The sequence below is a fragment of the Demequina sp. NBRC 110054 genome, assembly GCF_002090115.1.
Taxonomy (GTDB): Bacteria; Actinomycetota; Actinomycetes; order Actinomycetales; family Demequinaceae; genus Demequina.
Window position 1 is genome coordinate 451,835 of sequence record NZ_BBRK01000004.1, and the last position, 24,483, is coordinate 476,317.

At 69.9% G+C, this 24,483-nt stretch carries 20 protein-coding genes; 4 read left to right on the plus strand and 16 right to left on the minus strand.

Translation table 11 applies throughout. From position 1 onward, the window contains the following. The first annotated feature begins 251 nt into the window (after positions 1-251). From B7K23_RS15800 to rarD, 4 genes are read left to right on the plus strand one after another with little or no spacing between them, the layout of a single operon-like run. A complete protein-coding gene (locus B7K23_RS15800; RefSeq protein ID WP_200809755.1) occupies positions 252-3,353 on the plus strand; it encodes a glycosyltransferase family 2 protein in 3,102 nt (1,033 codons plus the stop codon). A gap of 42 nt (positions 3,354-3,395) precedes the next feature. Beyond that, the gene (locus B7K23_RS02085) at positions 3,396-4,121 is read left to right on the plus strand and encodes an HlyD family efflux transporter periplasmic adaptor subunit (protein WP_084124680.1); all 726 of its coding nucleotides are present in this window, start codon (positions 3,396-3,398) and stop codon (positions 4,119-4,121) included. Between the two features lie 53 nt (positions 4,122-4,174). Continuing rightward, a complete protein-coding gene (locus B7K23_RS02090) occupies positions 4,175-4,648 on the plus strand; it encodes a tol-pal system YbgF family protein (protein WP_084124682.1) in 474 nt (157 codons plus the stop codon). Between the two features lie 49 nt (positions 4,649-4,697). After that, positions 4,698-5,696, plus strand: a complete 999-nt coding sequence (rarD, locus tag B7K23_RS02095) for an EamA family transporter RarD (RefSeq protein WP_234996372.1) — start codon at positions 4,698-4,700, stop codon at positions 5,694-5,696. Between the two features lie 235 nt (positions 5,697-5,931). On the opposite strand, the gene B7K23_RS02100 is transcribed toward rarD, so the two are convergent. From B7K23_RS02100 to B7K23_RS02175, 16 genes are all read right to left on the minus strand, one after another. Further along, positions 5,932-7,437 (minus strand): hypothetical protein, encoded by a 1,506-nt coding sequence (locus tag B7K23_RS02100; RefSeq protein ID WP_084124685.1) that lies wholly within the window; start codon positions 7,435-7,437, stop codon positions 5,932-5,934. Next, complete coding sequence (locus tag B7K23_RS02105; RefSeq protein WP_084124687.1) at positions 7,434-7,967, minus strand: RNA polymerase sigma factor; 534 nt, start codon at positions 7,965-7,967, stop codon at positions 7,434-7,436. Before B7K23_RS02105 ends, B7K23_RS02100 begins: the two co-directional genes overlap by 4 nt. A 116-nt stretch (positions 7,968-8,083) precedes the next feature. Then, entirely contained in the window at positions 8,084-9,100 is a 1,017-nt protein-coding gene (locus tag B7K23_RS02110; RefSeq protein ID WP_234996373.1) for a polyprenyl synthetase family protein, read from the minus strand. 10 nt (positions 9,101-9,110) lie between these two features. After that, on the minus strand, positions 9,111-10,688 hold the full coding sequence (gene nuoN, locus B7K23_RS02115) for an NADH-quinone oxidoreductase subunit NuoN (RefSeq protein WP_084124690.1): 1,578 nt from the start codon (positions 10,686-10,688) through the stop codon (positions 9,111-9,113). Further along, on the minus strand, positions 10,688-12,178 hold the full coding sequence (locus tag B7K23_RS02120; protein ID WP_084124692.1) for an NADH-quinone oxidoreductase subunit M: 1,491 nt from the start codon (positions 12,176-12,178) through the stop codon (positions 10,688-10,690). The genes nuoN and B7K23_RS02120 overlap by 1 nt, the downstream gene beginning before the upstream one ends. Next, positions 12,179-14,059, minus strand: a complete 1,881-nt coding sequence (nuoL, locus tag B7K23_RS02125; protein WP_084124694.1) for an NADH-quinone oxidoreductase subunit L — start codon at positions 14,057-14,059, stop codon at positions 12,179-12,181. Between the two features lie 3 nt (positions 14,060-14,062). Continuing rightward, the gene (gene nuoK, locus B7K23_RS02130; protein ID WP_084124696.1) at positions 14,063-14,362 is read right to left on the minus strand and encodes an NADH-quinone oxidoreductase subunit NuoK; all 300 of its coding nucleotides are present in this window, start codon (positions 14,360-14,362) and stop codon (positions 14,063-14,065) included. Next, entirely contained in the window at positions 14,359-15,159 is an 801-nt protein-coding gene (locus B7K23_RS02135; RefSeq protein ID WP_234996374.1) for an NADH-quinone oxidoreductase subunit J, read from the minus strand. The genes nuoK and B7K23_RS02135 overlap by 4 nt, the downstream gene beginning before the upstream one ends. 2 nt (positions 15,160-15,161) lie before the next feature. Further along, on the minus strand, positions 15,162-15,932 hold the full coding sequence (gene nuoI, locus B7K23_RS02140) for an NADH-quinone oxidoreductase subunit NuoI (RefSeq protein ID WP_084124698.1): 771 nt from the start codon (positions 15,930-15,932) through the stop codon (positions 15,162-15,164). Further along, positions 15,929-17,461, minus strand: coding sequence for an NADH-quinone oxidoreductase subunit NuoH (nuoH, locus tag B7K23_RS02145; RefSeq protein ID WP_084124701.1), 1,533 nt, complete (start codon positions 17,459-17,461; stop codon positions 15,929-15,931). Before nuoH ends, nuoI begins: the two co-directional genes overlap by 4 nt. Then, positions 17,461-19,917, minus strand: coding sequence for an NADH-quinone oxidoreductase subunit G (locus tag B7K23_RS02150; RefSeq protein WP_084124703.1), 2,457 nt, complete (start codon positions 19,915-19,917; stop codon positions 17,461-17,463). The genes nuoH and B7K23_RS02150 overlap by 1 nt, the downstream gene beginning before the upstream one ends. Continuing rightward, entirely contained in the window at positions 19,914-21,227 is a 1,314-nt protein-coding gene (nuoF, locus tag B7K23_RS02155) for an NADH-quinone oxidoreductase subunit NuoF (protein ID WP_084124704.1), read from the minus strand. The genes B7K23_RS02150 and nuoF overlap by 4 nt, the downstream gene beginning before the upstream one ends. Next, complete coding sequence (gene nuoE, locus B7K23_RS02160; RefSeq protein WP_084124705.1) at positions 21,224-21,886, minus strand: NADH-quinone oxidoreductase subunit NuoE; 663 nt, start codon at positions 21,884-21,886, stop codon at positions 21,224-21,226. The genes nuoF and nuoE overlap by 4 nt, the downstream gene beginning before the upstream one ends. Further along, positions 21,883-23,232, minus strand: coding sequence for an NADH-quinone oxidoreductase subunit D (locus B7K23_RS02165; protein ID WP_084124706.1), 1,350 nt, complete (start codon positions 23,230-23,232; stop codon positions 21,883-21,885). The genes nuoE and B7K23_RS02165 overlap by 4 nt, the downstream gene beginning before the upstream one ends. Next, entirely contained in the window at positions 23,229-23,933 is a 705-nt protein-coding gene (locus B7K23_RS15805) for an NADH-quinone oxidoreductase subunit C (RefSeq protein ID WP_084124707.1), read from the minus strand. Before B7K23_RS15805 ends, B7K23_RS02165 begins: the two co-directional genes overlap by 4 nt. Beyond that, on the minus strand, positions 23,930-24,481 hold the full coding sequence (locus B7K23_RS02175) for an NADH-quinone oxidoreductase subunit B (protein WP_084124708.1): 552 nt from the start codon (positions 24,479-24,481) through the stop codon (positions 23,930-23,932). The genes B7K23_RS15805 and B7K23_RS02175 overlap by 4 nt, the downstream gene beginning before the upstream one ends. Positions 24,482-24,483 lie beyond the last annotated feature (2 nt).

The window sequence follows — 24,483 nt, forward strand, 5'->3', positions numbered from 1 at the left end:
TGGGCCGAGCCCGATGAGGACGTTGCGGACGACACGCGAGTGGAATTCGTCACACAGATGCGGCACGCCGTGCCGTCGTGCGCCTAGTGTGGCGCACATCACATCCGCGCGTCTCCGGCATCCGGTGTGCGGGCCCCGCCCCCGGGGACCGCTGCGGGCCTCCGGACCGACCGCACCCAGGCAGCGTCGCCGCCGCTCTCCCCCGAGCGTGTCCCTGTCCGCTGACCCACGCCCCTCCCCGGAGCATCACGATGAGCATCCCGCAGTCCCCCGACAGCACCCGCCACGAGCATCATCCCTTCATGGGTTCGGAGCAGTCCCCGGTCCTCATCACGCTCGTGATGATCGCGACCCTCGGCGTGCTCGCCTACGCGGGCTTCCTCCTGAATCCGTCCAACCGCGGCGACATCGTGCCGTACGTCATGGTCGTCACCGCCGAGCTCGTGCTCGTGCTACATGCCCTCATGACGAGCTGGACCATCCTCGCGGGCGGCCAGAACCCGCGCACGTACGCGGTCCACCACGCGCGCAGCACGCTCTACGCCCACCATCACGGCGATCCCACGCGCTGGCCGATCGTGCTGGGCGGCCGTCCCATCACCGTCGACATCCTCATCACGGTGTACGGCGAGCCGCTCGACGTGATCGAGCGCACGACCCGCGCGGCGCTCGCGATGCGGGGCAGCCACCGCACGTGGATCCTCGACGACGGCCGCAGCGACGAGGTCAAGGAGCTCGCCGCCACGCTCGGTGCGCGCTACGTGCGCCGCCTCACGTCGCACGGCGCCAAGGCAGGCAACGTCAACCACGCCCTCACGCTGGCCAAGGGCGAGTTCTTCGCCATCTTCGACGCCGACTTCGTGCCTCGCCCCGAGTTCATCGAGCACACGCTGCCGTTCTTCGTCGACCGCAAGCTGGCCTTCGTGCAGACGCCCCAGGCGTACGGCAACGAGCACGACAGCGTCATCGCCAAGGGCGCCGCGTACATGCAGACGGTCTTCTACCGCTTCGTGCAGCCCGGCAAGAACAAGTTCAACGCGGCGTTCTGCGTCGGCACGAACGTGATGTTCCGTCGAGAGGCCGTGCTCGATGTCGGCGGCATCTACACCGACTCGAAGTCCGAGGACGTGTGGACCTCGATCATGCTCCACGAGCGCGGATGGCGGTCGATCTTCATCCCCGAGGTGCTCGCGATCGGCGACGCCCCCGACAGCGTGGAGGCGTTCTCCAAGCAGCAGCTGCGGTGGGCGACAGGCGGATTCGAGATCCTCTTCACCCACCCGCTCTTCAGCCGCAAGAAGTCCAACCTCACCCTGGACCAGCGGCTCCAGTACCTCACGACCGCGTCGTTCTACCTCACCGGCATCGCGCCCCTGCCGCTGCTGCTGGTCCCGCCGCTCGAGATCTTCTTCGACCTGCGTCCGGTCTCGCTGTCGATCACCGTGCTCGAATGGGCGCTGTTCTACGCAGGCTTCTACCTGATGCAGATCATCCTGGCCTGGTACGCGCTCGGCACGTACAAGTGGCAGACGCTCACGCTCGCCACCGTGTCGTTCCCCGTCTACACGAAGGCCCTGTTCAACGTCCTGCGCGGCAAGGACGTGGGCTGGCAGTCCACGGGCTCGGTGAAGCAGAGCTCAGCGTTCAACTTCATGATCCCGCAGATGCTGTTCTTCGCTTTCCTGCTCATCGCGTCGTTCGTCGCGATCTGGCGAGACGTCGGCAACGGGCTGCTGACGCTCGCGACCGTGTGGAACATCCTCAACACGACCATCCTCGGCGTCTTCATCGTCTCCGCCGGCCTCGACATCAAGCCGCGCGCGTGGGGTCGACGCGCGAAGTCGGCGTCCGAGGATCCCTCCGTCCACGTCGATGAGCTGGACGTGGAGATCGCCGCGATGCTCGAGGAGCACGGCGAGATCGCCCCCGGCGCGATGCCGGTCGGCGTCGGGCCCCGCCTCGCCGAGCACGCCCGCTACCTCAGGGTCCGACCAGAGGACCAGATCCCTGCCGAGACGGTCGTGACCTTCCCTGCGGCGGCGCGGGCCTCGCTGCCCGCGGGCGGCACTCCGTCATGGGCGGCTCAGGGCGTGTCGAACGCGCAGAGCGCGACGGCGGCAGCCACGCTCGCGGCGACGATGGCGGCGCGCTCCGTCGCGGACACCAGGACGGGACACGCCGAGGCGGCCCGCGCGCAGATCGTCGCCGTGCCGGACGCCGCGTCGGGGAGCTCCTCGGAGAATGAGGGCGCGTCCGAGGATGCGGTCATCGTGCACTCGCCGACGGCTGAGACCGGGCCGGCCGGGCTCGGGGACGATGCGCCCGCTGGCGAGGACGCACAGGACGTCGCAGAGACCGATGGCGCCACGGTCGACGACACGGAGCCGGACACCCCGGAGTCGGTGGAGGCCGCGGCCCCCGCCCACGCGGCGTCGCGCGACGAGGACGACTCCGCCGCGGCATCGTCCGGGGAAGGTGCCGCGGGCCTCTCCGCGGCCGGGACCTCGACCGCGCCCCTGCCCGGCGACCCCGAGAGCGCGGGACCGGTTCCGGCCGGACCGCGCGAGGCGCCCTTCGCTCCCGCCCCGGCGGCGGCGTGGGGCCAGCCCTACGAGCCCGGCGACTATCCCCTCCCGGGAGACTTCCCGCAGTTCGAGGAGGCGGGCTACGGGTACCCGGCCTATGGCCAGCCGCCGTACGGTCAGCCCGCATACCCTCCGCCGGGCTATGGCCAGCCCGGATACGCGGCGGCGTACGGCCACTCACCCTATGGACCGCAGGCCGGCTACCCCGGACCTCAGGGTCCCGGCCAGTACGGCGCGTACGACCGGTGGCAGGGCTATCCGCCGCAGGCGCCTCCGAACTACCAGGGGCACCCGGCGAGCCAGGGCTATGGCGGTCAGCAGGAGCGCCCGGGCGCGCAGGCCTACCCGACCCAACCCGGCCATGCCGCACACCCGGGATACGACGCGCCCCAGGAAGCGCCGTCGCCGGGCCAGTGGTACGCGGGCCCGCCCGCACGCGAGTCGGGGTACCCGCCCTACGGCGCCCCGACCGGCTACGACCCGTACACGGGTCTGCCGTACCCGCCGTCGGCACCGTCCGCTCAGGCCTATCCGTACCAGGAGGCGGTCGGCTACGGCTGGCAGCCTCCGCAGGCCCCCTACCCGCCGTCGCCCGCCTCGCCGGGAGCCGGTGCCCCCGCGATGCAGGACGGCGCCGCCTCGGGCCACCCCGGGGCACAGGGCCCCGCCCGGTCGCGCCAGCCGCGACCTCCCCATGCGCCGTCTCCGTACCCCACCGACGCGACCGGCCGCTTCCCCGGCGCCGGCGGGCCGACCCCGCGCTCCTGACGTGACGACGTCCCCTCTCGATCTGCTGAAGGACCTCCCCTCATGCTTCTGACCAACCAGCTTCGCTTCGCGCTCGGTCTCGTCGTGGTGCTGCTCATCGGCGCCATCGCCACCGTCGTCTTCAACCAGCGCGAGCACCGGCTCGACAGCGTGACGGGCTCGATCCAGGCCGTCGAGCACCCCGTCGGCACCGACTACGCGGGCATCGTGACCGCGACCTTCATCGCGAAGGGCGACGAGGTCAGCGCGGGCGACGCCCTGATGCAGATCTCGTCGACCACGCTCGAGCGCGACGTCGCCGAGGGCCTCGTGGACGCGGAGGACGGCCTCGTCACCGCGGACGGCGTGATCACGATCGTCGCCTCGGTCGACGGCATCGTCACCGACGTCGCCGTCAACGCGGGCAGCTACGCGTGGCAGGGCTCGCCAGTCGCCACGATCTCGGAGCGGGACACCCTGTACGTGACGTCGGACTTTCAGGTCAACCGCCTGGACTTCGACAGGATCCCCCACGTCGAGTCGGTCGACATCACGCTGCCGGACGACACGATCATCACGGGCATGCTTGAGGACTTCACCGTCGAGCAGGCGGGCGACTACTCGACCGTCACCGGCGTGATCACGTCCGACGAGCTCGGGTGGGGCGACGTCAACGGGCTCGTGGTGCCGGGCACCCCGGTGCTGTCCACGATGAACCTCGAGGACTCGGGCCTCCTGTCGGGCGTCGGCGACATGCTCCAGCAGTTCGTCCACCGCATCGGCCTGTGACGGCGGCACTTCCCCGGCGCCGCACGGGGCGCCGGACCTATGGCGAATCCGCAGTGGACCAGCGGCTCGACGCCGTGCTCGCGGCCCGCGATCTCGACGATCTGGGTCCAACGCTGGCCGCGCTCGAGGAGCTGGCGGCGGAGCACCCGAACTCCCCGCAGGTGCTCTACGAGCTCGGCGGCTCGCACCTCATGCTCGGAGACCTCGGCGCTGCCCGCCGGTGGTTCGAGGAGACGCTCGCGACGGGACCCTCGGGCGAGCTGCTGCGGCGATGCCTGATGCGCTACGCGAACGTGCTCCACGCGCTCGGGCATGAGGACGATTCGACGCAGATCATCGCGGAGGTGCGTCGCCGCTTCCCGGGAGCCCCCTCGCAGAAGGTCTTCGACGCGATCGCGCTCCACACTGCGGGCGACGTGGACGAGGCGTTCCTCACGCTGCTCGAGGTGCTCGCCGAGGCGTACGGCGTGACCGAGGAGGATCGCTTCCACTCGGGCTTCCTGCGCGCCCTCGCCGTGCGCGACTGACGCCAACCGCGGGTGGCGTGGCACCGTGCCACGGGACGAGACTGGCGAGGTGACCGAACCCTCACCAGCGACCGCATCGTCCGTCTCCACCGCATCGTCCGTGCGCCCGGGGGTGCTCGACCGCACCGGCCTGGGGCTCGGTCTGGGCGCCTACCTGGTGTGGGGGCTGTTCCCGATCCTCATGCACGCGCTCGAGCCCGCATCGGCCGTCGAGATCACCGCGCAGCGGATCCTGTGGTCCGTCGCGGTGTGCGCGGTGATCGTCACCGCGGTGCGCGGCTGGGGTCGGCTGCGCGCCGCCCTGACCGACCTCAAGACGCTCGGCACGCTCGCACTCGCCGCCGCGTTGATCGTCACCAACTGGCTCACCTATGTGTTCTCCGTCGTCACCGACCGCGTGGCGCACGCGTCGCTCGGCTACTACATCAACCCGCTCGTGCTGGTGGCGCTCGGGGTGCTGGTCCTCGGCGAGCGGCTGCGGCGGCTGCAGATCGTCGCGGTCGGCATCGCGACGATCGCGGTCGGCGTGATCAGCGTCGAGCTGGGCGGGGTCCCGTGGATCTCGCTCGTGCTCGCGTTCTCGTTCGGGATCTACGGGCTCATCAAGAAGCGCGTGGCCGTCGACCCGATCACGGGGCTGAGCGTCGAGACGATGGTCCTCGCGCCCGTCGCCGCGGTCGTGGTGTGGCGGCTGTCCGCGTCCGGCGAGGCGACGTTCGGCGTGCGCGGCTCGGCGGGGCTCGGGCTCTCCCACGATCTGCTGATCGCGTCGACCGGCGTGTTCACCGTCGGCGCGCTGCTGCTGTTCTCCGGCGCCGCCCAGCGGCTCCCACTGAACGTCGTCGGACTGCTCCAGTACCTCGCGCCGACAATCATGTTCATGCTGGCCGTGTGGCTGTGGGGCGAGGAGATGTCCCCAGCGCGCTGGGTGGGCTTCGCGCTCGTGTGGATCGCGCTCGTGGTGCTGACGGTGGACAGCCTGCGCGCCTCGCGGTCGTCGCTGCGCGACCCGCGCGAGGCCGAGGTCGAGCCGGCCGAGCCGGTGTAGCGCCCGCCCTCCATGCACTCCGCACGGATTCTCGCGCGACACGCGAGCGTGTCGCCGTCCGCGCAGGCGTGGCGTTCGGGGTGTCGAACCGAAATCCGTGCCCAGTGCTTGGGCACGGACGATGCGCCACTCGCCTCCACGACGAGAAGCCCGGACGATGCGGTGGTCGCGTCGTCCGCGCCGCATCGTCCGGGCCTCGTCAGGCGTACCCCCGCCTGCCTGGTCTGGGGCTAGCTCAGTCCTGGATCACCTCGTACCATGCCCACTCCATGGTCTCGACGGAGGCGCCGTAGCCGGTGAGCAGCACCGGGGTCGCGACGGCGATCTCCTCGTCGGTCGTGTCGCCGCAGGCGATCCGCTCGGCCGAGTCGAAGACGTGGACCTGCGTGGGCGCGCTGAGGCCTCCGCCCCACACATTGAAGGTGTCGTCGTCCGACCACGGATCGGAGTAGCCGACGATGGCGCCGTCCTCATCGACGAAGACCTCGAGAAGGTAGTCGAGGTAGCCGGTTGTCGGCTCACCCGTCTCCGGGTCGTACCCGTACGCCCCACCCCAACCCTTGCTCGTGTAGCCGTCGTACTGCTCGTAGTCCTCGAACTCCTCGCTGCGCTGCGGGAGCGCGACCACCGTCGCGCCGTCGCCGTAGTCGATCTGCATCGCCTGTTCCTCGTCGTAGTAGATGCCGCTGCGGCGCTCCTCCCAGACGGTCTCCGCCTCTAGGTCCGGGTCGAGCGGCTCCCTGCACGCGAAGACCTCCGCTTCGGGGCCGTCGAGGTAGGCGACCTCGCGCTCGGGCTCGGCGGATGCCGAAGCCTCCGCGTCCTGCGCCGCCATCTCGTTCTGCCACTCCGACGTGTTCTCGCCGCACTTCGCCTCGTAGGTCTGCGACGCGTCGTACGTGGAGACGATCTCGGTGACCTCGCCCTCGGGCGACGTCACCCGCGTCGTGACGCTCGCAAGGTCGGTAGTGTCCTCGATCTCGCCGGTCGGCTCGCCGAACAGGATGCGCGTGGTCTCCTCGGTGCCGTCGGTACGCGTGACGATCTGCTCGACCAGATCCTCCTCGCCCACCATCGTGGCGTCCACGCCGTAGCCGGTGTGCACGATCGGGTACTGGTGCACCTGCGCGAGCATGTACAGCGTGATCTCCTCGGGCGCCTCATCCGGCACGACGGTGGTCCACTCGTAATACAAGTCAGTGGGGTCCTCGACGTAGTTGAGTCCGCCCTGCGTGGTGACGTCAAAGACCATGCGGTCGAGGCCCCACTCCACGACTCCGTCCGGGCCGTAGATCTCCATCAGCTCGCTGTAGTCGTACTCCGTCACCGGGTCCAAGAGTGCACCGCCCTCTACCTGCTCGAGCTGGTGCAGCTCGCCGTCGAGGGTTCGCAGCATGTACGTCTCTGTCGTGAAGTCCGCGTAGAGCCGGCCCTCGAGCCCGTAGTACGGCACGGCGTCCACGTTCGGCACCGGGTAGTCATCCAGGTCGCACCAGGCGTTCACACCGTCGCCCGTCGGCGCCGCCGGCACCGACTCCTCGGGCCCGAGCGCCGCCATCGCGGTCATCCCGAGCGCACCGACGGCGGCCGCGGCGACCAGCCCTGTGGCACTCGCCCGGAACACCCGGCGACGCCGGATAGAGGCCACCACCCGCATCGTCCCTGCATCGTCACCGCGCGCGCCCAGCGCCGCGGCGTGCGCGTCTCCCGCGCCCCTGATCATGTCTCCGAGGTCGCTCATCGCCGCCTCCTTGCCGTCGTCAGCTCCACCACTTCGGGCTCGGGTCCCGGATCGTCGACGCCCAGCATGGGTGCCAGCCGGGCCGTCGCATCGTGCAGGTACCGCTTGACCGAGCCCTGCGCGAGGTGCAGGGCCTCGGCGATCTGCGGCACCGTGAGGTCGTCGTAGTAGCGCATCGCCACGCAGGCCTGCTCGCGGGGCGAGAGCGTCCTCAGCGCCCTACGAACGTCGAGCCCGGCGTCCAGGTCGGCGGGCGCATCGTCCCGCTGGAACGACCGCACCGTGGCGCGGGACCCGGCGCTGCGGCGGCGGGCCCTGTCGATCGCGAGCGTCGGCATCGTCCTGCGGACGTACGCCTCGGCGTGATCGATGTCGCTGAGCGCTCTGCCGCGCGAGAACACCTTGACGATCGCGTCGTGGACAAGGTCCTCGGCGTCACCGTCGCGGCCCACGAGCATCGCGGCGTACGCGGTGAGCCGTGGCCCGCGCTCGCGCATCAGCCGCTCGACGAGCGCCTGCCAGTCCCCCATGAGTTCCCCTTCTTGCGTCCCTTACCCTGTCACACGCAGCAGGGGGTCAAAGCGTTGGGGGTCGCTTCAGGACGATGCGGCGGTCGCCCTGGTGCGGGCCGCGGGGAGCTCGTCGGTCAGGCCGCGCGGGCGACGAGGGCGTCGGCGAACGCGATCAGCGCGTCCTTGACCTCGCCCTCGGGCAGGCCGTCGATCGCGGCCTTGGATCGTGCCGCCCAGTCGTGGGCGAGCGCGGCGGTCTCGTCGACCACGGGGTGCGCACGCAGGCGGTCCACCACCGAGGCGAGGACCTCGTCCGAGCTGAGGTCGCCATCGATGTCGGCGAGCAGCAGTACATCGGCGGCGTGCTCCTCCTTGGAGACCTCGTCGCTGACGCCTGCCTCGACGCGGCGGCGCAGGAGCAGCGTGGGCATCGTGTCGACGCCCTCGCGGAGGTCGGTGCCGGGCGTCTTGCCCGAGACCTCGGTGTCGGAGCGGATGTCGAGCACGTCGTCGGCCAGCTGGAACGCGACACCCGCGAGCTCGCCGTACTCCGTCACCTGCTTCACGAGCGAGGGAGCGCAGCCGGCGAACATCGCGCCGAAGCGTGCGGACATCGCGACGAGCGAGCCGGTCTTGTCCGCGAGCACCTGGATGTAGTGCTCGACGGGGTCGTCGCCCTCGGCCGGTCCCACGGTCTCGTGCAGCTGGCCCAGGCACAGCCGCTCGAAGGTCGCGGCCTGGAGTCGCACGGCCTCCGGACCCAGGCCCGCCACGACCACGGAAGCCCTGGCGAACAGCAGGTCCCCCGTGAGGATCGCGACCGAGTTGCCCCACACCTCGTGCGCGGACGGGGCCCCGCGCCGGGTGGGCGCGGAGTCCATGACGTCGTCGTGGTAGAGCGTCGCGAGGTGCGTGAGCTCGCACACCACGGCGGCGTCGAGCACCTCGGGCCGCGCGCCCTCTCCCAGCTGCGACGCGAGCAGCACGAGCATCGGACGAAGCCGCTTGCCGCCCGCGTCCACGAGGTGCCGCGAAGTCGCGTCCGCGAGGCGGTCGGACTGGGCGACGGCGTCACGCAGACGCTCCTCGATCAGCTCGAGTCGCGGCGTCAGAGACTCCTGCAGCGCAGATGTCTGGAGTGGGACGGGCATGCGTTCGAGCCTACAGCCCGAGCAGGAGCACCCCGGCATCGCCAGCCAGCGCGAGGGCGCCCGCGGGAAGCACACCGAGGAGCAGCGTGGCCGCGGCCGTGACCCACACGACGACGCGCGTGTACGGGTGGTAGTCGACCTCAACCGCGCCAGCCTGGTCCTCGGGCACGTCGGTGAGGAACATCAGCACGATGAGGCGCACGTAGAAGAACGCCGCGGCGGCCGACGCGAGCACCGCGACCACGACGAGCGGCCAGCCGCCCTCGTCGATCGCGGCGGCGAAGACCTGGAACTTCCCGATGAAGCCGGCCGTGAGCGGGATGCCCGCGAACGACAGCAGGAACAGGCCCATGGCGCCGGCGAGCAGAGGATCGCGGCGACCGAGGCCGGCCCACTGTCCGAGGCGCGTGGCCTCGCCGCCGACTGTCCCGTCGTCCGCCTTCTCGCGCACCTGGGTGATGATCGCGAACGCACCGATCGTGGCGATGCCGTACGTGAGCAGGTAGAACGGCACGGCGGACAGCGCCTCGGCGGAGAAGCCCGCGAACGCCACGAGGATGAAGCCCGCGTGCGCGACCGACGAGTACGCGAGCATGCGCTTGATGTCGGTCTGGACGAGCGCGACGATCGTGCCGACCGCCATCGTGAGGATGGCGATCGTCCAGATCATCCAGCTGAGCTCCCACTCGAGCGGGTACAGCGCCACGTAGACGATGCGCAGCAGGGCGGCCGCGGCGGCCGCCTTCGTGGCGGCGGCCATGAAGGCTGTCACGGGGGTAGGCGCGGCCTGGTAGGCGTCCGGCGACCACGTGTGGAACGGGACGGCGCCCAGCTTGAACAGCAGACCGACGAGCACGAGCACCGCGCCGGGGATGATGAGCGTGAGGTCGCCGGGGCTCGCGAGCACCACGGTGAGGATGTCGGCGTAGCCGGTCGACGCGGTCGCGCCGTAGAGCAGCGCGGCGCCGAACAGGTACACGGCGGACGAGAACGCGCCGAGCAGGAAGTACTTCAGCGCGCCCTCCTCGGACAGGAGGCGCTTGCGGCGCGCGAGCGCGACCATGAGGTACAGCGGGAGCGAGAACACCTCGAGCGCGACGAACAGCGCGAGCAGGTCGGTCGCCGAGACGAACGCCATCATGCCGCCGATCGCGAACAGCAGCAGCGGGAAGACCTCGGTGACCTCGAGGCCGCGACGGTGCGCCTCGGCCTCCTCGGGCGAGCCGGGAGCGGCGGAACCGAGCGGCGTGAAGGCCTCCTCGCCTGCGCGGGTGCGGGCCGCGAACAGCAGCGCGGACAGCGCCCCGAAGACGAGGATCATGCTGTGCCACGCGAGCGCCTGGCGGTCCATGACGAAGTAGCCCGTCTGACCCACGACGCCCGCGGAGTCGGGCGCGTACATCGCCCACTGGATGATGACGGTGCCGAGCGCGCCGAGGATCGCCACGAGAGCGAGCACGAGCTGGACGGTCCGGCGGGTCGCGGGCGTGCGGACGAAGGCCTCGACAAGCACGCCGGCCGCGCCGCCGAGGAGCACGACGATCATCGGCGCGAACGCCACGTAGGAGATCTCGGGTGCGGTGAACATCACTCGGAAACCTCCGCGTTGACGGTCGTGAGCACCGCGGCGGTGGGCTCACGTAGGTAGTCGATGGCGAGACTCGGGAAGAATCCGAGCACGAGCATCAGGGCGATCAGGGGCCACAGCACCAGGCGCTCGCGCAAGCCGAGCTCGCGCGTCTTGCCGAGCTTCGCGTTCGGCGGGCCCGTGAACACCTTCTGGTAGGTCAGCAGCACGTAGAGCGCCGCGAGGACCACTCCGAGGGCCGAGACGATGACAGCGATCTTCGCGACGCCGAACGCGCCGACGAGCACCATGATCTCGGAGACGAACGGCGACAGGCCCGGCAGGGCGAGCGCGCTCAGGCCGATGATGAGGAACGTGCCCGCGAAGACCGGCACGGCCTTCTGGAGGCCGCCGTACTCACCGACGTAGGGCGTGCCCTTGCGCTCGATCAGGAAGCCGACGACGAGGAACAGCGCGCCGGTCGAGAGGCCGTGGTTGAACATGTACAGCGCGGCGCCCTCGACGGAGGTCTGCTGGAACGCGTAGATGCCGAGCACCATGATGCCGAAGTGGCTCACCGAGGTGAACGACACCAGGCGCAGCATGTCGGTCTGGCCGATCGCGGCGATCGCGCCGTAGATCACGGAGATCACCGCGAGCACGATGATCACCGGTGCGGCCCACTTCGAGGCCTCGGGGAACAGCGCGAGCCCGAGCGTGATCATGCCGAACGTGCCGATCTTGTCGAGCACGGCGACGAGCAGCGCGGTCGTGCCGGGACGCGCGGTCTCGGCGACCGTGGGCAGCCACGTGTGGACGGGCACCATCGGCGCCTTGATCGCGAACGCGAGGAAGAACGCGAGGAACATGAGGCGCTCTGCGGTGGTCCCGAAGTCGTAGCCCGTGAGGTTGTCGATCAGGTAGGCCTGCTCGCCACCGGGTCCCACGAAGTACAGCGCGACGACGCCGACCAGCATGATGAGGCCACCGACGAGCGAGTACAGCAGGAACTTCACCGCGGCGTAGCGACGCTGCTCTCCCCCGAAGCCTCCGATGAGGAAGTACAGCGGGATCAGCATGGCCTCGAACATCACGTAGAACAGGAAGACGTCACGGGCGGCGAAGATGCCGACCATGAAGGCCTGCAGCACGAGGATCAGCGCGAGGTAGCGGGCGGCACGCGCCGGGTCCTTGTCCTTGCGCCACTCGGCGAGGATCACGAGCGGCGTGAGGATGAGCGACAGCACGATCAAGGACAGACCGAAGCCGTTGACGCCGAGCGCCCAGCTGGTGCCGATCTGCGGGATCCACGCGTAGGTCTCGGTGAACTGCTGCGTGCCCGCGTCGGCGAGATCGAACTGCGTGAGCATCACGAGGCCCAGCAGCGCCTCCACGGCGGTGAAGCCGAGCGCGATCTCGCGCACTCGGCCGCGCGCACCCTCGGGCAGCGCGCGCACCACGACTGCCCCGACGAGCGGGAGCAGGACCAGGACGGTCAGGAACGGGAACATCTACAGCACCCCCAGGACGACGCCGGCGATGAGGCCGGCGACAGCGATCAGGATCAGTGCGGCGTAGCTGCGCACCTGCCCGGACTGGAACTTGCGCAGGAACTCTCCGAGCCTCAGCAGCGCGGTGCCGGTGCCGTTGACGGCGCCGTCGACCACCGCGGCGTCCGCGTACACGAGCGTGCGCGTGAGGTGCGTGCCCGGGCGCTGGAGGGCGGCGCGGTTGAAGGAGTCCTGATAGAAGTCGTTGCTCGCGACGAGGACACCGAGCGACGGCGCCGGAGCCTCCTTGGCCACCTCGCTGCGTCCGAACTGGAGCCAGGCGACGACGACGCCGAACGCGACCAGCACGAGCGTGAGCGTCATGATCACCGGCACCGACAGCACGGGCTCGTGGTGCTCGGCGTGGCCGGTCACCGGCTCGAGCCAGGTGGTGAAGCGGTCGCCCGAGGCAAGGAACCAGCCCAGCAGGGCCGAGCCGACGGAGAGGACGATCATCGGCACCGTCATGAGCCAGGGCGACTCGTGCGGGTGCGCGTCGTCCGTCCACCGGGCCTTGCCGTGGAACGTCATGAAGAACAGGCGCGACATGTAGTACGCGGTGAGGCCCGCACCGATGAGGGCGGTGAGGCCGAACACCCAGGGCTGCCAGCCCTCGCCGACGAACGCGGCCTCGATGATCTTGTCCTTCGACCAGAAGCCCGAGAACGGCGGGACGCCGAGGATCGCGAGCCAGCCGAGGCCGAACGTGACCCAGGTGACGACCATCGCGGTGCGCAGCGCGCCGTAGCGCCGCATGTCCACGCTGTCGTTCATCGCGTGCATCACGGAGCCGGCGCCGAGGAACATGCCGGCCTTGAAGAAGCCGTGCGTGATCAGGTGGAAGATCGCGAACGCGTAGCCGATCGGGCCCAGGCCCGCAGCGAGCATCATGTAGCCGATCTGCGACATGGTCGAGGCGGCGAGTGCCTTCTTGATGTCGTCCTTCGCCATACCGATGATCGCGCCCATGATGAGCGTCAGCGCGCCGACGGCGGCCACGACCACGCGGGCGGTCTCTGTGAGGGCGAAGATGTCGCCCGAGCGGACGATGAGGTAGACACCGGCGGTGACCATGGTCGCCGCGTGGATGAGGGCCGAGACGGGGGTCGGGCCGGCCATCGCGTCGCCCAGCCAGGACTGGAGCGGGAACTGCGCGGACTTTCCGGTCGCGGCCACGAGCAGCGCGAGGCCGATCGCGGTGAGCTGGCCGGTCGAGACCGAGTCGACCGACTCGAAGATCTCAGCGAAGCCGAGGGTGCCGAAGTTCGCGAACAGGAGTCCCATCGCGACGATCAGGCCGATGTCGCCGATGCGGTTGACGATGAACGCCTTGTTCGCGGCGGTCGCGTACTCCGGCTTGTGGTTCCAGAACCCGATCAGCAGGTACGACGCGAGACCCACGCCCTCCCAGCCGACGAACAGCAGGAGGTAGGAGTCCGCGAGGACCAGCAGCAGCATCGCCGCGATGAACAGGTTGAGGTACGCGAAGAAGATCCGACGGCGCGGGTCGTGCTCCATGTACGCCACCGAGTACAGGTGGATGAGCGTGCCGACGAACGTCACGAGCAGGACGAACGAGATAGACAGTGGGTCCACCAGCAGGCCGGCGTCGACGGTCAGCTCGCCGCCCGAGATCCAAGTGAACAGGTGCACCGCGTGCTCGCGGGACTCGGCGTCGAGGCCGAGCATCTGGAGGAAGGCTCCGAATCCGACGACGAACGCCGTCGCGGACGCGGCCACGCCCATCCAGTGTCCCCATGCGTCGGCGCGCTTGCCGGCCAGGATCAGCACGAAGCTGCTGGCCAGCGGCACGGCGATGAGGAGCCAGGTCAGGTCAAGCATCGATCAACCCTTCAGCTCTGCAGGCTCGTCGAGCGAGATGGTCTGGCGTGCGCGGAACAGCGCGATGATGATCGCGAGCCCGACCACGACCTCGGCGGCGGCCACCACCATGACGAAGAAGGCGATCACCTGGCCGTCGATCTCGCCGTGGATGCGGGAGAAGGCGACGAACGCGAGGTTGGCGGCGTTGAGCATGAGCTCGACGCCCATGAACGCGATGATCGCGTTGCGCCGGGTCAGGACCGCCGCCGCGCCGATGCCGAACAGCACCGTCGCGAGGTAGACGAAGGCGATCGGGCTCACGACTCGTCCTCCTTCTTGTCAGTCTCGGGTTCCTCGGCGGCCGAGGGCGCCTCGTGCACGGGCTTGTCGCTCACGCGCTTGGACGGGTCGCTGAGGTGCGCCTCGTACTGCGCGGCCGTGTCCATCTGGTGGCGGATCTCGAGCACGCGGGAGACCGAGTCCTCGATGACCTTGCCCTCGGGGTCGAGCGCGGGGACGTCGAGCGCGTTGTGGCGGGCGTAGACGCCGGGCATCGGCTTGTTGACCGGGTTCGCTCCCGCGAGCACGCGCTCGCGCTGCTGCTCCTTCTGGGTGCGACGCGGCGCGAGGCGCGGCGTGTGCGTGAGCACGAGCGCGCCGACCGCGGCGGTGATGAGCAGCGCGCCGAGGATCTCCATGAGCACGACGTAGTCGGTGAACAGGAGGCCAGCGACCGCATCGGGCTCACCGGTGGTCATCTCCTCGGCGGGCTCGACCGTGACCTGCGCGATCACGCCGAGGAGCAGGACGGTGAGGCCGCCGGCGCCGAACAGGGCGATCCAGCGCTGGCCGGCGAGCGTCTCCTTCATCGACTCGCGCTGGTCGACGCCGACGAGCATGAGCACGAACAGGAACAGCATCATGACGGCGCCCGTGTAGACGACGATCTGGACCACGCCGAGGAAGGGCGCGTCGAGCGCGACGTACGCGACCGCGAGGCCGACCATCACCGCGACGATGCTCATGGCGATGTGCACGGCCTTCTTGGCGAAAAGCAGGGACAGCGCGGGCACGACCGTGAGGAAGGCGACGCACCAGAACAGGATCGGGCTGATCACGGTCAGATGCCCCCCATCTTGTGGTGCTGAGCACCGAACGCGCCCCGCGCACCCGACTCGCCTCCGACAGCCGCGGGGTTGTGCGGCACGTGCTCGTCGTTCGGGTCGTACGAGTTCTCCGGCAGCGTCGGGTCCTCGGGACGCTCGCGGCGCACCCACTCGGTCTGCTCCTTGACGACCTTGGTGACGTCGCCGCGGTAGTAGTCGCCGTCCGTGGTGCCGGGCACCATCGGGTGCGGCACCGCGAGCATGCCGTCCTCCATCGGAGCCAGCAGGTCCTGCTTCTCGTAGATCAGGCCCTCGCGCGTCGGACCCGCGAGCTCGTACTCGTTGGTCATCGTGAGCGCGCGCGTGGGGCACGCCTCGATGCACAGCCCGCAGAAGATGCAGCGCAGGTAGTTGATCTGGTAGACGCGGCCGTAGCGCTCGCCCGGGCTGAACTGCGCGTCCGGGGTGTTCGAGTCGGCCTCGACGTAGATCGCGTCCGCGGGGCAGGCCCACGCGCACAGCTCGCAGCCGATGCACTTCTCGAGCCCGTCCGGGTACCGGTTGAGCTGGTGGCGGCCGTGGTAGCGCGGCATCGGCGGGGTCTTCTTGCGCGGGTACTGCTCGGTCACCGTCGGCTTGAAGAAGTTCCGCAGCGTGATGCCGAAGCCCGCGACCGGGGCGAGGGCCTGGCCCAGCGCGCCCTTCTTCGGCAGGTTCGACTCGAAGGGCTTCTCCTGGCCGTCCTTGGCCCGGTTGACCTCCCAGGTCTCGTCGGCGTCGCTCATTCGGCGCCTCCCTTCTCGGTCTTCGCATCGTCGGTGCCGGAGGCATCGTCCTCGGCCGTCGCATCGTCCGCGTCGTCGGTGGAGACCGCGACGCCCTCCGTCGGCGTCGCGAGCTTGATCGCGGCCTCGACGGTCCGCCCGGAGCGCGGCGACGGCGGCAGCGTCTGGCCGGGCATCGGGGGCACGGGGTAGCCGCCGGCGAACGCGTCGAACGGCTCCTCGGTCTCGTCGGCGCCCGCGGCCTCCTCGGCCTTGCGCTCCTTCTCGGTGCGCGAGTCCTTGATGAAGCCCCAGGTCGCATAGACCAGGAGGATCGCGACGAGCCAGGCCACCGCATCGAACAGGTTGAGGTCGCGGTTGTACTCGGTCATGAACTGGCGGCCGACCGCGAAGAACACGAGCCAGCCCAGCCCGACGGGGATGAGGACCTTCCAGCCGAACTTCATGAACTGGTCGTAGCGGAAGCGCAGCAGCGTGCCGCGGACCCACACGAACACGAACATGAGGAGCCAGATCTTGATGATGAGCCAGATCGGCGGGAAGATCCCGGAGTTCAGGAAGTCCGCGCCGGCCCACGACGCGGGCCACGGCGCGCGCCATCCTCCGAGGAACAGCACCGAGGCAACGGCCGAGACGTTGATCATGTTCATGTACTCCGCGAGGAAGTACCAGGCGAACTTCATGGACGAGTACTCGGTCATGAAGCCCGCGACCAGCTCTCCCTCGGCCTCGGGGAGGTCGAACGGCAGGCGGTTGGTCTCACCGATCATCGAGATCACGTAGAGCACGAATGCGGGCAGCAGCGGCCAGATCCACCACCGGTCGGTCTGCGCGTCGACGATCTGCGACGTGCTCATCGAGCCCGACAGCATGAAGACCGTGACGAGCGACAGACCCATCGCGAGCTCGTAGGAGATGATCTGCGCGGTCGAGCGGACCGCACCCATGAGCGGGTAGATCGAGCCGGAGGCCCATCCACCGAGGACGATGCCGTACACGCCGATCGCGGCGCACGCGAGGATGTAGAGCACCGCGACGGGGAAGTCGGTGAGCTGCAGCGGGGTCACGATGTTCGTGCCGGGGATGTGCGTCGCCGGGCCGAACGGGATCACCGCGAAGATCAGCAGCGCGGAGAACACCGAGATCATCGGCGCGAGGATGTACAGCGCCTTCTCCGAGGCGCGGACGGTGATGTCCTCCTTGAACAGGAGCTTCATCGCGTCGGAGACGGACTGCAGCAGGCCGAACGGGCCGCGCATGTTGGGGCCGGGGCGCTGCTGGAGGCGGCCGATCACGCGGCGCTCGAACCACACCGCGAAGAGCACCGACGTGAGCAGGAACACCAGGATCAGCACGGCCTTGACGATCACGAGCCACACCGGGTCGCCCGCGAGGGTGCCCCAGTTGTCGAGGCAGGTCTGCTGCGCGGCCGTCACCTCGGTGGCGCCGTCCGCGACGCCGCAGTACGCGTTCCTGAGCTCGTCGGCGTTGTACGCCGCGACCCCGGAGATGCCGGTGAACAGTGACATCACGCACCCACCTTCACGGTGACGACGTTGCCGGGAACGGTCTGCAGCTCCTGAGCCACCCAGCTGCCGGGCGACTTGGTCGGGAGCCACACCACGTCGTCGACCATATCGGTGACGACCGCGGGCACGGTGATGCCCTGGCCGCCCGCACCGGTGACGGTGATCGCGCCCTCCGTGAAGCCGAGGGCGTCGGCGGTGGCCTGGGACACGCGGGCGACGGTCGCGCGAGCAGTGCCGGCGAGGTAGGGCTCGCCGTCCTGCAGCGCGCCCTCGTCGATCAGCTGGTGCCACGACGCGAGGACGACCTCGCCCTTCTTGGGCGCCTTCGCCGCCTTCGCCGACGGGGCCTTGGGCCGGTGAGCCTCCGAGGCCGCGCCGAGCGCGGCGATCTCCGCGTTCACGGCGCCGATCGAGCCGGTGCCGAGCTCGATGCCCAGCTCGCGGGCGAGGATGTCGAGCACGCGGTGGTCGGACAGCGCGTCGGTCGCGATGGCCGTCGCGAACGAGCGCAGGCGACCCTCCCAGTTGACGAACGTGCCGGCCTTCTCCGACGGCGGGGCGACGGGCAGGACGACGTCGGCGGCCTCGGCGACGGCGGAGAGCCGCACCTCGAGGCTGACCACGAAGCCCGCGTTGTCGATCGCGTCGGCCAGGCCGGTCACGTCGGACGGGCTGACGCCGCCGACGACCAGCGCGTCCAGGTTCCCGGACGATGCGGCGGCGACGATCGCGTCGACGTCGCGTCCCGCGGCGGTGGGCAGGGACTCGACGCCCCACGCCTGAGCGACCGCCTTGCGGGCCGCGGCGACCGAGGCCGCGCGGCCTCCGGGCAGCAGACCGGGCAGCGCGCCCGCCTCGACGGCGCCGCGCTCACCCGCGCGACGCGGGATCCACACGAGCTTCGCACCGGTCTTCTCGGCCAGCTTGAGCGCGGCGGTGAGCGCGCCGGGGGTCCCGGCGAGCCGCTCGCCGACGACGATCACGGCGCCGTCGTCCTCAAGAGCCTCGTACGGGTCGCCGACGAGGCCGTCGAGCAGCGCAGCCTCGCGACCGGGGGCCACGGGCAGCAGGGTTGCGGCGAGCTTCTCGGCGCCGCGGCTCAGGAACGGTGCGGCGGTGAAGACGCGCTGCTTGCCGAGCGCCTTGCGCATGCGCAGGAAGACCACGCCGCCCTCGTCCTCGGGCTCGAAGCCCACCATGAGGACCGCGGGAGCCTTCTCGAGCTCGGCGAACGTCGCACCGAGCCCCGTGCCGGCGACCGCCGAGCCGAGGAACGCCTGCTCCTCGGCGGAGGCGACGCGCGCTCGGGCGTCGACGTCGTTGGTGCCGAGCGCCAGGCGGGCGAACTTGGAGTAGGCGTAGGAGTCCTCGAGCGTCACGCGACCGCCGGGAAGGACGCCGACGCCCTTGCCGTCGCGCGCGGCCTTGAGGCCGGCCGCCGCGGCGGCGATCGCCTCGGGCCACGAGGCCTCGACGAGCTCGCCGTCCTTGCGCACCAGGGGGCGCGTGAGGCGGTTGGACTGGTTCTGCCATGCGAAGGCGAAGCGGTCCTTGTCGGTGATCCAGTCCTCGTTGACGACCGGGTCCTTGTGGGCCATGCGGCGCAGGATCTTGCCGCGGCGGTGGTCCGTGCGGATCGCGGAGCCCGAGGAGTCGTGCTCGGAGATGCCCGGGCTCGACACGAGGTCGAAGGGACGCGAGCGGAAGCGGTAGGCCGAGCTCGTGAGGGCGCCGACCGGGCAGATCTGCACGGTGTTGCCCGAGTAGTACGAGCTGAACGCGCGGCCCGACTCGTCCTCAGCGGCGGGGCCTGCGGGGCTATAGCCGTCGAAGTCGAGGACGTCCTCGTCGAACGTGCCGATCTGCTGCATCGCGCCGCGGTTCTGCAGGTCGATGAACGCGTCGCCCGCGATCTGCTTGGAGAAGCGGGTGCAGCGCTGGCACAGCACGCACCGCTCGCGGTCCAGCAGGATCTCGGAGCTCAGCGCGAGCGGCTTCTCGAAGACGCGCTTGACGTCCACGAAGCGGCTCTCGGGGCGGCCCATGTTCATGGCCTGGTTCTGCAGGGGGCACTCGCCGCCCTTGTCGCACACCGGGCAGTCGAGCGGGTGGTTGATGAGCAGCAGCTCCATCACGCCCTTCTGCGCGCGATCCGCCTCCTCGGAGGTGTGCTGCGTGTTGACGACCATGCCGTCCATCACCGTCATGGTGCACGAGGCCTGCGGCTTCGGGAACGCGCGGACGTTGCCGTCGCGGTCGGGAGCGGCCACGTCGACCAGGCACTGGCGGCACGCGCCCGCGGGCTCGAGCGCCGGGTGGTCGCAGAAGCGCGGGATGTCGATGCCGATCTCCTCGGCGGCGCGGATGATGAGGGTGCCCTTGGGGACCGTCACCTCCTTGCCGTCGATCGTGAGCGTGACGGTCTCGACTGCAGCCTTGGGGTCGGTCGCTGTCATGCGTGCGCCTCCTCGGTGGAGTACTCGAACAGGGCCGATGCGGCGTGGTCGAAGGGGCACTTCCCCTCGGTCACGTGCCGCTCGTACTCCTCGCGGAACTTCTTGACGGAGCTGATGATGGACGACGTCGCGCCGTCGCCGAGCGCGCAGAACGAGCGGCCGGCGATCGAGTCGCACGTGTCGAGCAGCTGCTGGATGTCGGCCTCGGTGCCCTTGCCGGCCTCGAGGCGCTTGAGGATCTGCGTGAGCCAGAACGTGCCCTCGCGGCAGGGCGTGCACTTGCCGCAGGACTCGTGCTTGTAGAACTCGGTCCAGCGCGTGACGGCGCGGACCACGCACGTGGTCTCGTCGAAGATCTGCAGCGCACGCGTGCCGAGCATCGACCCGGCAGCGCCCACGGACTCGTAGTCGAGCGGGGTGTCGAGCTGCTCCTCGGTGAAGATCGGGGTCGACGAGCCGCCGGGGGTCCAGAACTTCAGCTCGTGGCCGTCGCGCATGCCGCCTGCCATCTCGAGCAGCTCGCGCAGCGTAATGCCGAGGGGCGCCTCGTACTGGCCGGGGCGCTTGACGTGGCCCGACAGCGAGAACAGGCCGTGGCCCTTCGAGCGCTCGGTGCCCATCGAGGTGAACCACTCGACGCCGTTGTTCACGATCGCGGGGACCGAGGCGACGGACTCGACGTTGTTGACGACGGTCGGGCGCGCGTAGAGGCCCGCGACGGCCGGGAACGGGGGCTTGAGGCGGGGCTGGCCGCGGCGACCCTCGAGCGAGTCGAGCAGCGCGGTCTCCTCGCCGCAGATGTAGGCGCCGGCGCCCGCGTGGACGGTGACGTCGAGGTCGAAGCCCGAGCCGTGGATGTTCTTGCCCAGGTCGCCGGCCTCGTACGCCTCGCGCACGGCCTGCAGCAGGCGGCGGTAGACGTGGACGACCTCGCCGCGCAGGTAGATGAAGGCGTGGTTGCAGCCGATCGCGTAGGACGTGATCGCGACACCCTCGACCAGCACGTGCGGGTTGGCCATCATGAGCGGGATGTCCTTGCAGGTGCCCGGCTCGGACTCGTCGGCGTTGACCACGAGGTAGCGCGGCTTGCCGTCGTCCGGGGGCAGGAAGCCCCACTTCATGCCGGTCGGGAAGCCCGCGCCGCCGCGTCCGCGGAGGCCCGAGTCCTTGACCATCTGCACGAGGTCGGTCTTCTCGAGGCCCAGGGCCTTCTTGAGGGCGGAGTAGCCGCCACCCTTGACGTAGGTGTCGCGCTTCCAGGACTGCTCCTGGTCCCAGTTCGCGCTCAGGACGGGGGCGAGCTCGGTCACTTCGCACCTCCCTCGAAGGTCCAGCCCTGCTCCTTGGCGGTCTCAAGGCCCGCGAGCGTGGGCTCGCCGGCGCCGACTCCCTGGTCGGCGCGACCGTCCTCGAAGCCCGCGAGCACGCGCGAGACCTCCTTGAACGTCGGCACCTCGTCCGGGCCGCGGCTGGGCTTGACCGCCTTGCCGTCGAGGATGTCGTCGACGAGCTGGAGCGCCGTCTCGGGCGTCATGTTGTCGAAGAACTCCCAGTTGACCATCACCACGGGGGCGAAGTCGCAGGCCGCGTTGCACTCGAGGCGCTCGAGCGAGATCTTGCCGTCCTCGGTGGTCTCGTCGTGGCCGACGCCGCAGCGCTCGGACACGCGCTTCCAGATCTCGTCGCCGCCCATCACCGCGCACAGCGTGTTGGTGCACACGCCCACCTGGTACTCGCCGTTGGGACGGCGCTTGTACTGGGTGTAGAACGTCGCGACGGCGCTCACCTCGGCCGCGGTCAGGCCGAGCTGGTCGGCACAGAACTGGATGCCGTCGGGCGACACGTAGCCGTCGACGGACTGGACCAGGTGCAGCAGCGGCAGCAGCGCCGAGCGCTCGACCGGGTACCGGCCGCGCACCTCGGCCGCGTCGGCCGTGAGCTTCTCGAGCGTGGACTCGTCGTAGGTCATCGGTCGACGCCTCCCAGGACCATGTCGATCGTGGCGATCGCGACCACGACGTCGGCGACCTGGCCGCCTTGCGTGAGGATCGAGAGCGCCTGCAGGTTGTTGAAGCCGGGGTCGCGGAAGTGCGCGCGCCACGGCTTCGTGCCGCCGTCGGAGACGACGTGGCAGCCGAGCAGCCCCTTGGGGTTCTCGACCGCGGCGTAGGCCTGGCCCGCGGGGACCTTGAAGCCCTCGGTCACCAGCTTGAAGTGGTGGATGAGCGCCTCCATCGAGTCGCCCATGATGTGCTTGATGTGCTCGGGCGAGTTGCCCTGGCCGTCGGAGCCGAGGGACAGCTGGGCCGGCCACGCGATCTTCTTGTCGGCGACCATGACGGGCGCACCCTCGAGCTCCTCGAGACGCGCGGCGCACTGCTCGACGATCTTGAGCGACTCGTAGCACTCCTCGAGGCGGAGGATCACGCGCGAGTAGGCGTCACGGTCGGTCGAGGTCGGCACCTGGAAGTCGTAGTCCTCGTACCCGCAGTACGGGTCCGACTTGCGGACGTCGTAGGGCACGCCGGTCGAGCGCAGCATCGGGCCGGTGACGCCGAGCGACATCGCGGGCGCGAGGTCGAGGACGGCCACGTCCTTGAGGCGCCCGATGAAGATCGGGTTCTTCAGCTGGATGTCCGCGAGCTCGTCGAGGCGCTGCTTGACGAGCGGGATCATGTCCCGCACGTACTGCGTGAAGCCCTCGGGGGTGTCCTGAGCGACCCCGCCGGGACGGATGTACGCGTTGTTCGTGCGCAGGCCGGTCAGCATCTCGATGACGCGGAACGTGTCCTCGCGACCGATGAACGCCGTCGTCATGACGGTCGTGGCGCCCATCTCGTTGCCGCCGGTGCCGATCGCGACCAGGTGCGAGCCGATGCGGGTGAGCTCCATCATGAGCACCCGCAGGACGTTGGCCTTCTCGGGCACGTCGTCGGTGATGCCGAGCAGCTTCTCGGTGCCGAGGCAGAACACGGCCTCGTTGAACATCGAGGCGACGTAGTCCATGCGGGTCGCGAACGTGACGCCCTGCGTCCACGTCCGGAACTCCATGTTCTTCTCGATGCCGGTGTGGAGGTAGCCGATGCCCGCGCGGGCCTCGGTGACGGTCTCGCCCTCGATCTCGAGCATCACGCGCAGCACGCCGTGCGTGGACGGGTGCTGGGGGCCCATGTTGATGACGACGCGCTGCTGGCCGAGGCGGGCGGCCTCGTCGGCGATCTCGCTCCAGTCGCCGCCGTACGCGGTGAACTCGGGGGCGTCCGGGTCGTGGAAGTCGGGTCCGGTCGCCTGCGGCATGGTCTGCTCGTGGGTCATCGGTACTGCCTCCGCTGGTCGGGCGACGGGACCTCGGCGCCCTTGTACTCGATCGGGATGCCGCCGAGCGGGTAGTCCTTGCGCTGCGGGTGGCCTACCCAGTCGTCCGGCATCTCGATGCGGGCGAGCGCGGGGTGGCCGTCGAAGACGATGCCGAAGAAGTCGTACGTCTCGCGCTCGTGCCAGTTGTTCATCGGGTAGATCGCGGTGATCGACGGGATGTGCGGGTCGTCCTCGGAGACCGAGACCTCAACGCGCAGACGACGGTTGTGCGTGATCGACTGCATCGGGTAGCACGCGTGCAGCTCCCTGCCCGCGTCGGCCGGGTAGTGGACGCCGGAGACGCCCAGGCACATCTCGAAGCGCAGGTCCTGGTCGTCGCGCAGGTGTCGAGCGACTTCCAGCAGGTGCTCGCGCGCGATGTGGAGCGTGAGCTCGCCGCGGTCGACGACCACCGCGGTGATCGCCTCCGACGCCTTGTCGCCGAGCAGCTCCTCAAGGACGTCAACCACGCCATCGAACCACTCGCCGTAGGGGCGCTCGGTCGCGCCGGGCATCTCGATGACGCGCTTGAGGCCGCCGTAGCCCGAGGTGTCGCCACCGGGGCCGCCGAACATGCCCTGGCGGACGTTGATGAGGGTGCGACCCTCGGGCGCCACGGGCGTGCCGTCGGCGCCGGCAAGGTCCTTGCTCTCGCTCAACGCAGCAGTCCCTTCATGTCGGAGGTCGGCGTCGCGCCGAGCGCCGCGGCCTCGGCTGCGGCCGCGATCTCGCGGCGGTTGCGACCCATCGGGGTGCTCTTGACCTGCTCCTGGAGCTCGAGCAGCGCGTTGATGAGCATCTCGGGGCGCGGCGGGCAGCCGGGCAGGTAGATGTCGACCGGCACGACGTGGTCGACGCCCTGGACGATCGCGTAGTTGTTGAACATGCCGCCCGAGGAGGCGCAGACGCCCATCGACAGCACCCACTTGGGGTCGGCCATCTGGTCGTAGACCTGGCGGACGATCGGGGCCATCTTGTTGGACACGCGGCCGGCGACGATCATCACGTCGGCCTGGCGCGGCGAGCCGCGGAAGACCTCGGAGCCGATGCGTGAGATGTCGAACCGCGAGGTGCCGGTGCCCATCATCTCGATCGCGCAGCACGCGAGGCCGAAGGTGGCGGGCCACATCGAGCCGGCGCGGGCCCAGCCCACGAAGGACTCGACGGTGCCGAGCATGAACGGAGGTGCGCTCTCTTCGATTCCCATCA